The organism is Lysobacter sp. Soil_N_51, assembly GCF_057655755.1.
The window spans coordinates 67,641-81,288 of the sequence record NZ_JBDGLR010000006.1; the positions used below are offsets into that span (position 1 = coordinate 67,641).

Consider the following 13,648-nt stretch of genomic DNA (forward strand, 5'->3'; position numbering starts at 1 on the left):
CTTTTGTTTGGGTCGCCATCGATGCGGCCGCGCGCTGGCCGCGAAGTTCTTCCGCCGGGGCGAGCCCGACAGCCCGGGTTCGTCAATTCGCCGCCGCGGCGGTCCGCGAAGCCGCGCCCACCCCGACCATGCCGATCCTGTCCGCAACCCAGGCCCGGCGTGGCCCGCGCGCCGCCGCGGGCGCCCGGCCGGACACGCTCCATACGCTCGCGCGCGACAGCGCCGGCCAGGGGTGGGACAATGGCGGCTCTTCGCCGGCTCCGCCCCAGATCGCCCGCGCTCTGGCCCGGACCCGGCTTTCAAGACCGGCCTTTCAGCCCTCAGACCGCAGACCCTCATGACGACGCCCAGCCGCCGCGACCTCGCCAACGCCATCCGATTCCTCGCCATCGACGCGGTGCAGGCCGCCAACTCCGGTCATCCGGGCATGCCGATGGGCATGGCCGACATCGCCGAGGTGCTGTGGAACGACTACCTGACCCACAACCCCGGCAACCCGAAGTGGTTCAACCGCGACCGCTTCATCCTCTCCAACGGCCACGGCTCGATGCTGCAGTACGCGCTGCTGCACCTGTCGGGCTATCCGTTGCCGATCGAGGAACTCAAGCGCTTCCGCCAGCTGGGTTCGATGACCCCGGGCCATCCGGAAAACTTCGAAACCCCCGGCATCGAAACCACCACCGGCCCGCTCGGCCAGGGCTTCGCCAACGCGGTCGGCATGGCGCTGGGCGAGAAGCTGCTGGCGCAGCGCTTCAACCGTCCCGAGCACGAGATCGTCGACCACCGCACCTGGGTGTTCATGGGCGACGGCTGCCTGATGGAGGGCATCTCGCATGAAGCCGCGTCGCTGGCCGGCACCTGGGGCCTGCACAAGCTGGTCGCGTTCTGGGACGACAACAAGATCTCGATCGACGGCAACACCGACGGCTGGTTCACCGACGACACCCCGGCGCGGTTCGAGGCCTACGGCTGGCGCGTGATCCGCAACGTCGACGGCCAGGACGCGGTCGAGATCAAGACCGCGATCGACACCGCGCTCAAGCACAGCGACAAGCCGACCCTGATCTGCTGCCGCACCGCGATCGGTTTCGGTTCGCCGAACAAGGCCGGCAAGGAGTCCTCGCACGGCGCGCCGCTGGGCAAGGACGAAATCGTCGCGACCCGCGCCGCGTTGAACTGGCCCTACGCCGAATTCGAAATCCCGCAGGAAATCTACGACGGCTGGCGCTCGCACAGCACCGGCGCGGTGCGCGAGGATCAGTGGAACCGTCTGTTCGACGCGTACGCCGCGCAGTATCCGGCCGAAGCCGCTGAGCTGACCCGCCGCTCGCACGCCGAGCTGCCGGCCGATTTCCTCAGCCAGGCCGACGCCTACATCGCCAAGCTGCAGGCCGAAGGCCTGACCATCGCCTCGCGCAAGGCCTCGCAGATGGCGATCGAAGCCTTCGCGCCGCTGCTGCCGGAACTGATCGGCGGCTCGGCCGACCTGGCGCATTCCAACCTGACCTTGTGGAAGGCCAGCAAGTCGGTCGCCAGCAGCGATCCGAACGCCAACTACGTGTATTACGGCGTGCGCGAATTCGCCATGACCGCGATCAGCAACGGCCTGCAGCTGCACGGCGGCTTCATTCCGTTCGACGCGACCTTCCTGGTGTTCAGCGACTACGCGCGCAACGCGGTGCGCATGAGCGCGCTGATGGGCGCGCATGCGATCCACGTCTATACCCACGATTCGATCGGTCTGGGCGAAGACGGCCCGACCCACCAGCCGATCGAGCACCTGGCCTCGCTGCGCTACATCCCGCACAACGACGTGTGGCGTCCGTGCGACGCGGTCGAATCGGTGGTGTCGTGGAAGGCCGCGATCGCGCGCAAGGACGGCCCGAGCTGTCTGGTGTTCTCGCGCCAGAACCTGATCCACCAGCCGCGCGACGCGCAGCAGGTCGCGCAGATCGAACAAGGCGGCTACGTGCTGCGCGACAGCGAAGGCACGCCGGACGTGATTTTGATCGCGACCGGTTCGGAAGTCGGCCTGGCCACCCAGGCCGCCGACGTGCTGAGCGGCGAAGGCGTCAAGGTACGGGTGGTGTCGATGCCGTCGAGCGACGTATTCGACCGCCAGCCGCTGGAGTACCGCCAGTCGGTGCTGCCCAACGCGGTGCGCAAGCGCGTCGCCATCGAAGCCGGCGTCACCGATTTCTGGCGCAAGTATGTCGGCCTGGACGGCGACGTGGTCGGCATCGATACCTTCGGCGCCTCGGCCCCGGCCGAAGCCCTGTTCCCGCATTTCGGCTTCACCGTCGAGCATGTGGTCGCGGCGGTGAAGGCGCTGGGCTGACCGCCGCATATGTCAGGTTTTGCTGATACCTAGTTGCACGCTTTCAACCTGGGAAAGCTTGGCAGTACTGCCAAGCTTTCTTTTTGCTATCAGTTTTGTGTTTCTGTATCGACTATAGAAACACGTAGCCGAGAACGCCTTCTGACTGCGCTTGCGCATTGCCATCACAATTCGCGCTTAAGGTGTCGAAATGATGGGGGTGGCCTGGTGTAAACAAGTTGCACCTGTAAAGCGGGGCGGTGCCTTCGATTTGCATGTTGCTGATATAACCGGTGAATCCATGCTGCCTGTTGGGCATCTGGCCCTCGCAATTTGCATCCAGAGATGTGAATGGGCTTGGATTCTTCCCTGGGACTTCTACGAGACAATTATAAATTGGCCTGGAATTGGCGAAGGATGTTTTCGACACGAAGCCGAGCGAGCCCTCTAGCCTATATCGGGTTTCCCAGTCGCGAGGAAGGAACCAGCCACTGAAGTGATAACCCGATGTGCCGTTCTGTCTCCAGAAGTAACGATGCAGTTCTTGCAGTTCGACCCCGGCGGGCAAAGCTGTCAAAGCACTGCTCTTTGTGGTGTCCGGGGGCGTCGCGAAGCCAGCTAAGCTTGCAGTGACGAGGCTTGCCAATAGCGCCAAGGCACTAAAGATTTTAGTTTTTCGCATTGATAATCTCCATTTATTTAAAATTATCCTTTGCCGAGCGGTGGCTCGCAAGAAATGGCGCGATGATGTTTAATCGTTTCAATCTTGCCGGCGTGTCCGGCAGTTAAAGAATATCGAGAACTGCTAATTTTATCTAGGTGGATATTCTGATGAAAATTAGAGTTATTTCTGTGGCTCGACTCGACTCGATCTGACTGGCTGGCTTGACTTGTAGTCGATGTTGTCAGGCATATGTTTTTTGTGCCTGCAGCTCCGGTCGAGACGAAAAAACATTGAGAGTTATGACGGATTTCGCTCATAATATTTAATCAAGTTGTATTCTTGTCGATGGTTGCTGGTTCATGATTCCCGTGTCGCGCTTGGCATTCACGGGGGCCAAAAATTATTTCAGTGCTCTTTTGCCGGTCGGAGTCGGTGCGGATGTCGAAAGACTATTCAGGTGAGTTAACTCAGCGTCTGCCTCAACTCGACGCCCTGCGCGGCATCGCAGCGCTGTACGTGGTGATCTACCACGTCATGGCGATGCCCGACCCGGATCTGTCGGTGCCGGCCTGGGCGCTACCGATCGTCGGCATGGGCGGCAGCGGCGTGGTGCTGTTCTTCGTAATGAGCGCGTTCTCGCTGTGCCTGACCTGGCCGCGTCATGCCGCATCCGGGTTGCCGCTACGCAGTTTCTATCTCAGCCGCCTGGCTCGGATCGCACCGTTGATGCTGGCCTTGCTAAGCGTGATGGTGTTCAAGGACCAGTTCCGCGCCGTGCCCTTGCGTGGATACGACGAAGTGGCCTGGAACTACTCGCTGCTGTTCGGCCTGTCGCCGCAATGGCAGCAGGGCATCGTCATGGGCAGTTGGACGATCGGCGTGGAGATGCTGTTCTACGCGATCTTCCCGTTGATCGCCCTGTACGTGCGAGGCCTATGGGCGCAACTCGCGCTACTGGTGTTGAGTTATCTGCTGGCCTTGTGGGCCAAGACCGGATTGCCGGCCGGCTGGGCGCATTTCGGCGGGCACGTCGGCCTGCTGCGGCAATTGCCGGTGTTCGCGTTGGGCTGCGTATTGTTCGAAGTGTGGCGGCGCTTGCGCGAATTGCCGCAGCGGCGCAAACACATCCTCGGCGTGAGTCTGCTGTTGCTGGGCGTGCTGGCGCAGTGCTTGTTGTTCTACGGCCGCCTGCCGCCGATTCCGGGGATTGTCGACAGCTGGTACCTGTCGGCGCTGTTCTACGGCCTGATGCTGCTCGGCCTGCTGTTGGCGAGCAACCGCGTGCTGGTCAATCGCGCGACCTGTTTTCTCGGCACGATCAGCTATTCCTTGTACCTGGTGCATCCGTTCGTGGTGTCGCGATCGTACGGCGTGTTCGCGAAGTTCTATGCGGCGCTGCCGGAGGGCACCGCGTACTTCGCCTGCCTCGGCTTGAGTCTGGCGCTGGTCGTTCCGGCCTCGTGGCTGACCTATCGCTTTATCGAGAAGCCAGGCATTCGGCTGGGGCATCGGTTGTTTGCGTGGGTGCGGGCGCGGCGGGCGCCGGTTGCGGACGAACGTGGGGCGAGCGGGCTGGCGTCTTGAGTTCGTGGTCGCTTCGGATCGTTTGGTTTCTTTTGTGTGGGTTCCGAGGCGGCTGAGCGGAAAGCGTCGGTTTCGAAGTCCGTCCCACAAGATCCTATAGATGCGTGGCGGTCCGCCGCTGCGTGGCTGGGTCATGCTTGTGTGTCGATCGTACTTGCCACGCACAACGCCACGTGAAAGACCATGGCGATGCCAATAGCGCCAACCGCATCAATCGCGAAGCTGCGAAGTCTTTTGTGGGTGGGGCTTCAGCTCCGACGTTTTTCGCTCAGACGCATCGCACGCTCCATGCCAGACGCGCTTAGGGATTTTCCGATCCGGCAGCGCAATCAAGCCTGATAGAAAGTAGATGCGTGCGGGCCAATCATGCCTGCATGAACTCACCCGATCCTCAGCCAGGCTATCGAGCGATCCGACGCGGCCGCTGGTCCGAACAACAACGCATCTACCTGGTCACGACCGTCTGTATCCGCCGCCGTCGCATCTTCGCCAGCGACCACTGTGCCGACATCGCCGCGCGCGCCATCGCCGATCCCGAGAAATGGCTGGGAGCGAGCTTGCTGTGCTGGGTGCTGATGCCCGATCACTGGCATGGCCTGATCGAACTGAGCAGCGACATTCGTCTGCAAAGCGTGGTCGCCTCATTGAAAGGCCGAGCCGCGCGAGCGGTCAATCGCAGTCTGCACCGCAAGGGAATGGTGTGGGCGCCGGGTTTCCACGATCATGCCTTGCGCGAAGACGAAGATGTGTTGCAGGCGGCGCGCTACATCGTCGCCAATCCGAAGCGGGCTGGTTTGGTGCAGCGGATCGGAGACTATCCGTATTGGGATGCGGTGTGGCTGGAACAAAAGCGTCGGGGCTGAAGCCCCTCCCACAAAAATCCTGCTGATTCGGGATGGTAGGCTGCTTCATCGCTCCTGCGAATTGCATGCGTCAGTCGCACCAACCGCATCGCTTCGAGGTTTTCTGTGGGAGGGGCTTCAGCCCCGACGCTCTTCGATCAGTGCGCCGCGCTGTCGCGCAAACCCAGCGCAACCAGCTTGGCTTCGACACGCTCGCCCAGGCCGGACGGTTGCTCCAGGCCCATGCGCTGCAAGGCCTCGTGGTCCTTGCTTGACGGCGCGAACAGCGCACGCAGCACGGTTTTCATCTTCGCGCCCTTTGTTGCCGTGTTGGCCTTCAACCAGCCCAGCGCCTTGATCAGCCGTTGCTCGACCGCGTCGAAGTCGCTGCCGAGCGGGTAGTCGGGCAGGGTGCCGTCGCGGCGGAACGGCGCCAGCGTTTCGCGCAGGCGCTCGGGGTTGTTGTGGGTGCTTACGCGCGGCACGAACCGCGGCAGTTTGCCGCTGTCCATCGCGGTCGACAGCAGGCCGGCGACGAAGCGCGACTCGGCGACGGCGGCCATCGCGCGGATGCAGTCTTCGTCGGTCTTGCCGCGCAGGTCGGCGATGCCGTACTCGGTGATGTAGATATCGCGCAGATGACGCGGGATGGTGGTCTGGGCGTAGTTCCAGACCACGTTCGAACGCAGCTCGCCGCCGCTCTCGCGGCTGGCGCGCAGCATAAGCACCGAGCGCGCGTTGGGCAGCGCGTGGGCCATCGCGACGAAGTTGTATTGCCCGCCGACGCCCGACACCACCCGGCCGTCGTCGAGCGTATCCGACACCGCCGCGCCGAGCGCGGTGGCCATCATGCAACTGTTGAAGAAGCGCGCGTCGCGGCGTTGCAGACGTTCCAGGGTTTCGTTGCCGCCGTACAGTTCGTTGACCTCGCTGATCCGGCGCATGCTGATGCCGCGGCGCTGGTCCTCGGGCAGATGCCGCAGCCACTCGTAGAAATCCGGCGAGCCCAGGTAGAAGCCGCCTTGCAGGAATTCGCCTTCGCGCTCAAGCCGGGCTAGGTCTTCGGAACTGGCGTTGTCGTCGTGCACGCGGCGCATCAGCTCCAGATCGTCGACGACCTTGCGCTTGATCACGCCGACTTCGACCAATCGCCGGAAGCCTTCGTTGATCATTTCGGAACAGCCAAAAAGCCCGATGCTGAACGGTCCGAGCGGCGCAACCGGCGCCTTCGCGTTACGGTCTGCGACCAGGTCAACCTCGCTCGAAGCGGTTTGACCGAGCGGCGCGGCTTCCGCCGTCGCCCCAACCCCCAACGCCGCAATCACCCGCAGATACGCCGCATTGTCGGTATGCCGCAGCGCCAGCGCATGACACAGCGCATCGGCCAGCGTGCCGATGCCGATCTGCAAGGTGCCGCCGTCGCGCACCAGGGTGCTGGCATAGAAACCGATGGCGTAATCGGCATCGCTGACCGGTTGCCGCGGCAGGCCGAACAGTTTCGGATACGGTCCCGGCGGCGTCACCACCGCATCGAAGAAATCCGCTTCGACCGCGGCGCTGCCGTCGAGCCACGGCAACTGCGGGTCGACCTCGGCGATCAATACCGGCCGCGGCAGGCCGCGCGCGACGATCGCGTCGACCGCATCGAAGGTCAGGTCGGTATTGCACGACAGCGACAGGCGCGTCCCGCCGTTCGGATCGGCGGCGACTTTCTGCACGATCGCGTTGACCCCGCGATCGGCCAATGCGCGCGCGACGTGGGTGTAGTTCAGGCTGGCGTAACGGCGCTGGGTCGCGCTGGCGTTGAGCAGCGCGCCCGATTGCAGGTAGAACTCTTCGATCTCGACATGCGCCGGCAAGCTGTTGCGCTTGAGCGCCTGCACATAGCGCAGGCGCGGGAAGTCGTCGCCGAAATGGCGTTGCGCGAACGGCCCGATGAAACGTCCTTCCAGCCCCTTGCCCGCGCCCGGCGGATCCAGCGACAGCGCGGTGTACAGATGCAACGCCCGCGTGCTGTCGCCTTCGGCGCGCTCGTACAGGGCATTGAGCAGCCGGTGCGGCTTGCCCAGGCCGAGTGGCGCGCCGACATGCAGCGGGCCGGGCAGGCGCTGGTAGAGGAAGTCGACGGCGTCGGTCAGGGAATCGAAATGCAGGGGCGTATTCATACGGGCCAGTATGGCACCGGCTCCGCAAGCGCGACGCAATCACGGGGCGGGGCGTGGGCCTAGGTGCGCGCGGGCGCCACGCCCGCTCAACGCAGCGGCGGGTCCGGAGGCCGCAGTGGAGACCGGTAGGCGGCCGGGGCACTTGCATTAAACGATTACGCGTGTAATCTGGAAAGAAATTACAGGTGTAAACAATGCAGATCAGCGAAGCCGAATCGGCGGTGATGCAGGTGCTGTGGAGCCGACATCCGCTCAGCGCAGAGGAGGTGGTCGCCGCGCTGGCCGACCAGCAGTCCTGGCAGGAAGCCACGATCAAGACCTTGCTCAATCGATTGTTGAACAAGGGCGCGATCCAGGCCGAAAAGGACGGGCGGCGCTATCTGTATGCGCCGGTGCTGCAACGCGAGGACTGGATGCTGGGCGAAAGCCAGGGGCTGCTCGAACGTTTATTCGGCGGGCGGGTCGCGCCGCTGGTCGCGCACTTCAGTGCGCATCGCAAGCTCAGCCGCAAGGACATCGCCGAATTGCGCAAGCTGCTCGAGGAACTCGACGATGAGCAGCGCTGAACTGATCGGAGGCTTGTTCGAGGTCAGCGTCGCGATGAGCGCCGCGATCGCGCTGGTGTTGGTGGTGCGCACGCCGATGCGGCATTGGCTCGGCGCGGACGTGGCCTACGCGTCGTGGCTGATCGTGCCGCTGACGACGATCGCGGTGATGCTGCCCGCCGCGCCGGAACCCTCGGTGCCGATGCGATGGAGCGCGATTGCCGCGCCGCCGGCGGTCTTCGATCAAGCCTTGTCGCGATCCGCCGACGAAACCCTGTGGCTGTGGCTCGGCCTGATCTGGGCGCTCGGCGCAGTGGCCATGAGCCTGCGCACGATAACGCAGCAGCGTCGTTTCGAACGTGGTCTGGGCGCTCTGCGCCGCCGCGAGGATGGGTTGTACGAGGCGTGCAGCGACCATGGCCTGCCGGCCGCATTCGGCCTGATCCGTCCGAAGGTCGTGGTGCCCGAGGATTTCGATCGGCGCTTCGATCCCGAGCAGCGCGCATTGGTCGTCATGCACGAGCGTGGCCATATCGCGCGCGGCGACCTGCTGATCAATGCGCTGGTTGCCGCGTGGTCGTGCCTGTGCTGGTTCAACCCCTTGCTGCACTACGCCCTGCGCCCTTTTCGCGCGGACCAGGAGATGGCTTGCGACCTGCACGTACTGCGTCGCCGGCCGAACGCGAGGCGCAGTTATGCCGAGGCCATGTTCAAAAGCGCATTGCGCGGCGGTCCGCTGCCGCTGGCCTGCTCGTGGGCGAGCGCCCACCCCATCACCGAGAGGATCGTCATGCTTAAGAAGCCATTGCCCGCCTTGGCGCGGACTCGTTTGGGAGTCGTCGTGTTGGTCTCGATCGGCGGCGCCGCGGCCTTCGGAGCCTGGGCCGCGCAGCCGCCCACCGCATCCGCCGATCGGCTGGTCACGGTGCAGACTTACCCCGGCACCATAACCGCGCGCGAGATGGCGGTGCAGGCCGCGACTCAGGCCGGATTGGTGCTCGTGAATCCCGAGGCGCTCGACAACAGCCGAAGAACCATCATTGCCAGCCTGACCCACGTCGAGGCCCGCACGATATTCGGGATCGTGGAAGAAGAGTCCGGAATGCGGGCGCAGTACGACGGCGATCGGGTCAAATTCATCCCCGATGCTCGGCCGCGTACGCGCCGCTAGATGCAGCCGGCAAGGTCGGTACGTTCGCCGTTGCGATCCCGAGTGCGGCCCGTGCCGGTGGCGCGCTCAATCCAGTGCGTGGACCTCGTCGGCGATACGCCGCACCTCGTCGGGGTAATGGCTGACGTAGATCATCGGCAACGAGGTCTCGTCGCGCACGCGTTGCAGGTACGGCAGCAATTCGTCGCGGCGGTTCATGTCCAGCATCGACAGCGGTTCGTCCAGCAGCAGGATGCGCGGCTGCGAGAGCAGGGCGCGGCCGAGCGCGACGCGCTGCATTTCGCCGCCCGACAGGCCGGCGGTGCCGCGTTGCAGCAGCGGGCCGATGCCGAGCAGTTCGACGATCGCGTCGAGTTCGAAGCGCGGCGCGCGTTTCGCCTCGCCTCGTAATCCGTAAAGCAGGTTGCGGCGCACGTCCAGGTGCGGAAACAGGCGCGCGTCCTGGAACACATAGCCGATATGACGACGATGCGCCGGCAGATCGATGCGCGCGGCGCTGTCGTACAGACAGCGGCCGGCGATTTCGATGCGCCCGCGCTGCGGCCGCAACAGGCCGGCGATCGCATGCAGCAACGAGGTCTTGCCGGCGCCGGAATCACCGACCACCGCGATCACGCGCTGCTCGCTGCGGATCGCGAACGAGCGGGTAAAGCCGCCGCGGCGTAGTTCGACGTCGATCAGGAAGCTTGCGGCGTTCATCATCGCGTTCATCGCTGTGCACTCGCGCGCTGGCGTTGCACCAGCCATTCCGACACCAGCACCGCGGCGAACGAAATCGCCACCGCTACCACCGCTAGCCGCAGCACGCCCGACTCGCCGCCGGGCACCTGCATCAGGCCGTAGATCGCCGACGACAGGGTCTGGGTTTCGCCGGGGATGTTCGACACGAAGGTGATGGTCGCGCCGAATTCGCCCAATGCCTTGGCGAACGACAACACTGCGCCGGCCATCAGCCCCGGCCATGCCAATGGCAGAGTCACGCCGAAGACCACCCGCCAGCGGTTGGCGCCGAGGGTCGAGGCGGCTTGTTCGAGACGCTGATCGACCGCTTCGATCGACAGCCGGATCGCGCGCACCATCAGCGGAAAGCCCATGATCGCGCTGGCCAGCGCGGCGCCGGTCCAGCGGAACGCGAAACTGATATGCAGATACTCGGCGAGGAAGCGGCCGATCGGCCCTTGCGAGCCGAACGCGATCAGCAGGGCGTAACCGGTGACCACCGGCGGCAGCACCAGCGGCAGATACAGCAAGGTGTCGAACAGCAGCTTGCCGGGAAAGCGCGTGCGCGCCAGCAGCCAGCCGAGCGCGACGCCGAACGGCAGGCTGCACACGGTGGCGACCGTGGCGACCTTCAGGCTCAACGCGATCGCGGTGAGTTCGGCCGGGCTGAAGTCGAACATCGAGGCGCGGTCAGTTGAGTGTGGCGAAGCCGTGGCGGCGGAAGATCGCGCTCGCGGCCGGCGACTTGAGCCATTTCACGAATGCGGCCGCGTTGGGCTGCTTGCTCGCGTTCAATCGCGCGATCGGATAGAGGATCGGCGGATGGCTGTTGGAAGGAAACGTCGCCAGCACGCGCACGTTCGGCTCGGCCTTGGCGTCGCTGCCGTAGACCACGCCGAGCGGGGCTTCGCCGCGCGCGACCAGCATCAGCGCGGCGCGCACGTTCTCGGCTTCGGCGACCTTGGGCTGCAGTTGATCCCACATGCCCAGCGAGATGAAGGCCGCGCGCGCGTACTTGCCGGCCGGCACGCTCGCGGTCAGCGCCAGGGCGATGCGGCCGTCGCCGAGCAGCGGCAGCAGCTTGACGCCGGGTTTGAGCACGACGGCCTTGGCTTTGCTGGTCTTCGGCGCGATCAACACCAGGGTGTTGCCGAGCAGATTGCGCCGGCTGCCGTTGTCGATCAGCTTGCGTTCGCGCAGATAGTCCATCCAGTCCAGATCGGCGGAGACGAACACGTCGGCCGGCGCGCCCTGTTCGATCTGACGGGCGAGCGCGGAGCTGGCGGCGTACGACACCCGTACCGGTTGCGCGCTGGCTTTCTGGTAAGCGGCCGCGGCTTCGTCGAAGGATTCCTTGAGGCTGGCGGCGGCGAACACGGTGATCGGTGCCGCCGTGCCCGGCGCCGCGGCGGCCGGCGTCTGCGCGGCGGCGAAACCTGCGGCGAGCAGCCAGGCCATGGAGCACAGGGTTTGCAGCCAACGACGACGAATCGGGTTCATGACGAGCCTGTTCGATGGGGGTGCAGGAAGAGTACCGCCCGCAGGTGAGGGTGGGATGCGCGTCGGTCAGCGCGCCTGGATCATCCGGATCGATTCGACCTGGCGCACCCGGCGCGCCGGCCGCGCTTGGCCCGGCGCGATCAGCCGCCAGCGGCCCGCGCGAGCTACGCCGCGAGCGCGCCGCGCGAACGTGGTTCAAAACTGATCGAGCGGCAGTTTCAGATAGCGTACGCCGTTGCCCTCGGGCTCGGGCAGCGCGCCGCCGCGCAGATTGACCTGCAAGGCCGGCAGAATCAGCGCCGGCACCGCCAGGGTCGCGTCGCGCGCTTCGCGCAGGGCGACGAATTCGGCCTCGGCGGTGTCGGCGCGGACGTGGATATTGCTGCGTTTCTGTTCGCCGATCGTGGTTTCGCAGGCGACCTCGCGGCCGCCGGCGCCGTAGTCGTGGCAGACGAATACGCGGGTGGCGTCGGGCAATCGGTACAGGCGCTGGATCGACTGATACAGCATCGCCGCGTCGCCGCCGGGAAAGTCGCAGCGCGCGGTGCCGCTGTCGGGCAGGAACAGCGAGTCGCCGGTGAACAAGGCATCGCCGATCAGATACGCGAGGCTGTCCTGGGTGTGGCCGGGCACCGGAATCGCCTGCGCCGGCAGGTCGCCCACGGCAAACGTGTCGTCGTCGTCGAACAATCGATCGAAACCGGACGCCTCGGTTTCGGCCAGGCCGAACACCGGCGCGAAGAAACGCCGCACCTCGCCGATGCGGCGGCCGATCGCCAGTTGCGGCGCGTGTCCGCCATCGGCCTGCAGGCGCTGGCGCAAGGCGTGCGCGGCGCTGAGGTGATCGGCGTGGGCGTGGGTTTCCAGCAACCAGTCGATTCGCCATCCGCGCTCGCGCGCTTCGCTCAGCAGCCGTTGCGCGCTGTCGGCCGCGGTGCGGCCGGCGCGCGGGTCGAAGTCGAGCACCGGATCGATGATCGCCGCCGCGCCGCTGACCGGATCGGCCACGAGGTAGGACCAGGTGCCGGTATCGGCGTGGTGGAACGGCACGACCTGCGGCGACATGCGGATCTCCTGGACGAACGACGGGCGCGGCTGGCAAGCGTATGGGTAGCAACGCGGCGCGGGCAGATCAGGGGACGCGCTGCATCCCCGGTTGCGGCTCAGCGCGGCTTGGCGAACGCCGCGTTGAGCACTTCGGCCAGATGCTCGCCGCCCATACGCAACTGGGTTTCGGCGACCGGGCGCCAGGTGGTGACGTAGTCGGCCGGCAATTTATGCGCGGGCTTGCCCGACGGCGTGAGCGGATAGAACCCCGGCTGCAGCACCAGCTTGCACGAGCTTTCGGCCCAGCCCGACGAATCCGGCGGCAGACCGGCGCCGCTGATCCGCGGTACTTCGATCTTGCGCAGGCGCTCGAGGTAGGCGTCGTCCTTGAGCTTGTTCATCGACAACATGGTGCTGTCCCACAGCGAATGCAGATTGGCGCCGTAGCCGTCCGGGCGCGCGGGCTGGCCCGGGATCGACAGCTGGAAATCGTTGCCGCCCTTGTCGTGGGCGAACCCGGCGTGCAGCGGTTGATGCACATCGCCGACGAAATGGACCACGAACTTCAGCGCCTGTACGCGCTCGGCCTGCGACTTGCTGCGATCGGCCAGGATCGCGGCCTGGGCGCGGATCGCCTCGACCACGCAGTTGCCGCCCGGGCAGTGGCGGGTGGCGTCGTAATGGCAGTCGTCCTCGGCGATGTTGACGTAATGCCACTTGCCGCTGCGCCGGCCGAGGTCGGGGTCGTTGGCGCGCAGCTCGTCGGCCCAGTTGGCGATGGCGGGCAGCGGATCGTCGCTCGACGCCGCATCGGGTTCGCCGGCCAGCAGTTGCTGGATCTGGCTGCGTACGTCGGGACGCAAGTCGTCCCAGGCCAGCGCGGCGACCAGGCGATGGCCCTGCGGCCCCCAGGCGAGGGCGTTGAGCGGCAGCAGGAGCAGCAGCGCGGCGAACCGCCGCAGGCGATGGCGGGCAGGACGCGAGGCGTCGATCGGCATGTTTTTCATGGCCGCCACTTTACCGGAGCGGCCGCGGCGGCCGCTGTCCGAACGTGGCGGTGCGAGCAACGGCGGCGAGCCCGCCGTGCTTTTCC

Annotated in this window: 12 protein-coding genes; 5 read left to right on the plus strand and 7 right to left on the minus strand. The window is 65.5% G+C overall.

Annotated elements, in window-relative coordinates; all coding sequences use genetic code 11:
* Window positions 1-337 precede the first annotated feature (337 nt).
* Window positions 338-2,338: a transketolase gene (tkt, locus tag AC3A4T_RS12300; RefSeq protein ID WP_487675649.1), complete on the plus strand. Its 2,001-nt coding sequence runs from the start codon at window positions 338-340 to the stop codon at window positions 2,336-2,338.
* A 112-nt stretch (window positions 2,339-2,450) separates the two neighbouring features.
* Here tkt and AC3A4T_RS12305 read toward each other — a convergent pair whose 3' ends face one another.
* Complete coding sequence (locus AC3A4T_RS12305) at window positions 2,451-2,999, minus strand: hypothetical protein (protein ID WP_487675650.1); 549 nt, start codon at window positions 2,997-2,999, stop codon at window positions 2,451-2,453.
* Between the two features lie 420 nt (window positions 3,000-3,419).
* On the opposite strand from AC3A4T_RS12305, the gene AC3A4T_RS12310 reads away from it, so the two are divergent.
* A complete protein-coding gene (locus tag AC3A4T_RS12310; RefSeq protein ID WP_487675651.1) occupies window positions 3,420-4,565 on the plus strand; it encodes an acyltransferase family protein in 1,146 nt (381 codons plus the stop codon).
* A 374-nt stretch (window positions 4,566-4,939) separates the two neighbouring features.
* Window positions 4,940-5,428, plus strand: coding sequence for an REP-associated tyrosine transposase (locus tag AC3A4T_RS12315; RefSeq protein WP_487675652.1), 489 nt, complete (start codon window positions 4,940-4,942; stop codon window positions 5,426-5,428).
* Window positions 5,429-5,565: 137 nt separating this feature from the next.
* Here the strand turns inward: AC3A4T_RS12315 and AC3A4T_RS12320 are convergent, their stop codons facing one another.
* Window positions 5,566-7,572: an acetyl-CoA hydrolase/transferase C-terminal domain-containing protein gene (locus AC3A4T_RS12320; RefSeq protein ID WP_487675653.1), complete on the minus strand. Its 2,007-nt coding sequence runs from the start codon at window positions 7,570-7,572 to the stop codon at window positions 5,566-5,568.
* A 194-nt stretch (window positions 7,573-7,766) separates the two neighbouring features.
* On the opposite strand from AC3A4T_RS12320, the gene AC3A4T_RS12325 reads away from it, so the two are divergent.
* Both AC3A4T_RS12325 and AC3A4T_RS12330 read left to right on the plus strand, forming a co-directional pair.
* Complete coding sequence (locus AC3A4T_RS12325; RefSeq protein ID WP_487675654.1) at window positions 7,767-8,138, plus strand: BlaI/MecI/CopY family transcriptional regulator; 372 nt, start codon at window positions 7,767-7,769, stop codon at window positions 8,136-8,138.
* Window positions 8,139-8,151: 13 nt separating this feature from the next.
* A complete protein-coding gene (locus tag AC3A4T_RS12330; protein WP_487675655.1) occupies window positions 8,152-9,288 on the plus strand; it encodes a M56 family metallopeptidase in 1,137 nt (378 codons plus the stop codon).
* Between the two features lie 66 nt (window positions 9,289-9,354).
* Here AC3A4T_RS12330 and AC3A4T_RS12335 read toward each other — a convergent pair whose 3' ends face one another.
* The 5 genes from AC3A4T_RS12335 to AC3A4T_RS12355 all read right to left on the minus strand — a co-directional run bounded on the left by AC3A4T_RS12335 (window position 9,355) and on the right by AC3A4T_RS12355 (window position 13,562).
* Window positions 9,355-9,987: a molybdenum ABC transporter ATP-binding protein gene (locus AC3A4T_RS12335; RefSeq protein WP_487675656.1), complete on the minus strand. Its 633-nt coding sequence runs from the start codon at window positions 9,985-9,987 to the stop codon at window positions 9,355-9,357.
* Window positions 9,988-9,995: 8 nt separating this feature from the next.
* Entirely contained in the window at window positions 9,996-10,688 is a 693-nt protein-coding gene (gene modB / locus AC3A4T_RS12340; protein WP_487675657.1) for a molybdate ABC transporter permease subunit, read from the minus strand.
* Between the two features lie 10 nt (window positions 10,689-10,698).
* Window positions 10,699-11,466, minus strand: coding sequence for a molybdate ABC transporter substrate-binding protein (modA, locus tag AC3A4T_RS12345; protein ID WP_487675949.1), 768 nt, complete (start codon window positions 11,464-11,466; stop codon window positions 10,699-10,701).
* Between the two features lie 237 nt (window positions 11,467-11,703).
* A complete protein-coding gene (locus AC3A4T_RS12350) occupies window positions 11,704-12,573 on the minus strand; it encodes an MBL fold metallo-hydrolase (protein ID WP_487675658.1) in 870 nt (289 codons plus the stop codon).
* Between the two features lie 98 nt (window positions 12,574-12,671).
* Window positions 12,672-13,562 carry a S1/P1 nuclease gene (locus AC3A4T_RS12355; protein ID WP_487675659.1) on the minus strand — a complete coding sequence of 297 codons (891 nt, stop codon included), beginning with the start codon at window positions 13,560-13,562 and terminating at the stop codon, window positions 12,672-12,674.
* Window positions 13,563-13,648 lie beyond the last annotated feature (86 nt).

Coding starts and splice junctions, on each gene's coding strand:
- tkt (WP_487675649.1), top strand. CDS start 338: ATGACGACGCCCAGCCGCCGCGACCTCGCCAACGCCATCCGATTCCTC.
- AC3A4T_RS12305 (WP_487675650.1), bottom strand. CDS start 2,999: ATGCGAAAAACTAAAATCTTTAGTGCCTTGGCGCTATTGGCAAGCCTC.
- AC3A4T_RS12310 (WP_487675651.1), top strand. CDS start 3,420: ATGTCGAAAGACTATTCAGGTGAGTTAACTCAGCGTCTGCCTCAACTC.
- AC3A4T_RS12315 (WP_487675652.1), top strand. CDS start 4,940: ATGAACTCACCCGATCCTCAGCCAGGCTATCGAGCGATCCGACGCGGC.
- AC3A4T_RS12320 (WP_487675653.1), bottom strand. CDS start 7,572: ATGAATACGCCCCTGCATTTCGATTCCCTGACCGACGCCGTCGACTTC.
- AC3A4T_RS12325 (WP_487675654.1), top strand. CDS start 7,767: ATGCAGATCAGCGAAGCCGAATCGGCGGTGATGCAGGTGCTGTGGAGC.
- AC3A4T_RS12335 (WP_487675656.1), bottom strand. CDS start 9,987: ATGAACGCCGCAAGCTTCCTGATCGACGTCGAACTACGCCGCGGCGGC.
- modB (WP_487675657.1), bottom strand. CDS start 10,688: ATGTTCGACTTCAGCCCGGCCGAACTCACCGCGATCGCGTTGAGCCTG.
- modA (WP_487675949.1), bottom strand. CDS start 11,466: ATGGCCTGGCTGCTCGCCGCAGGTTTCGCCGCCGCGCAGACGCCGGCC.
- AC3A4T_RS12350 (WP_487675658.1), bottom strand. CDS start 12,573: ATGTCGCCGCAGGTCGTGCCGTTCCACCACGCCGATACCGGCACCTGG.
- AC3A4T_RS12355 (WP_487675659.1), bottom strand. CDS start 13,562: ATGAAAAACATGCCGATCGACGCCTCGCGTCCTGCCCGCCATCGCCTG.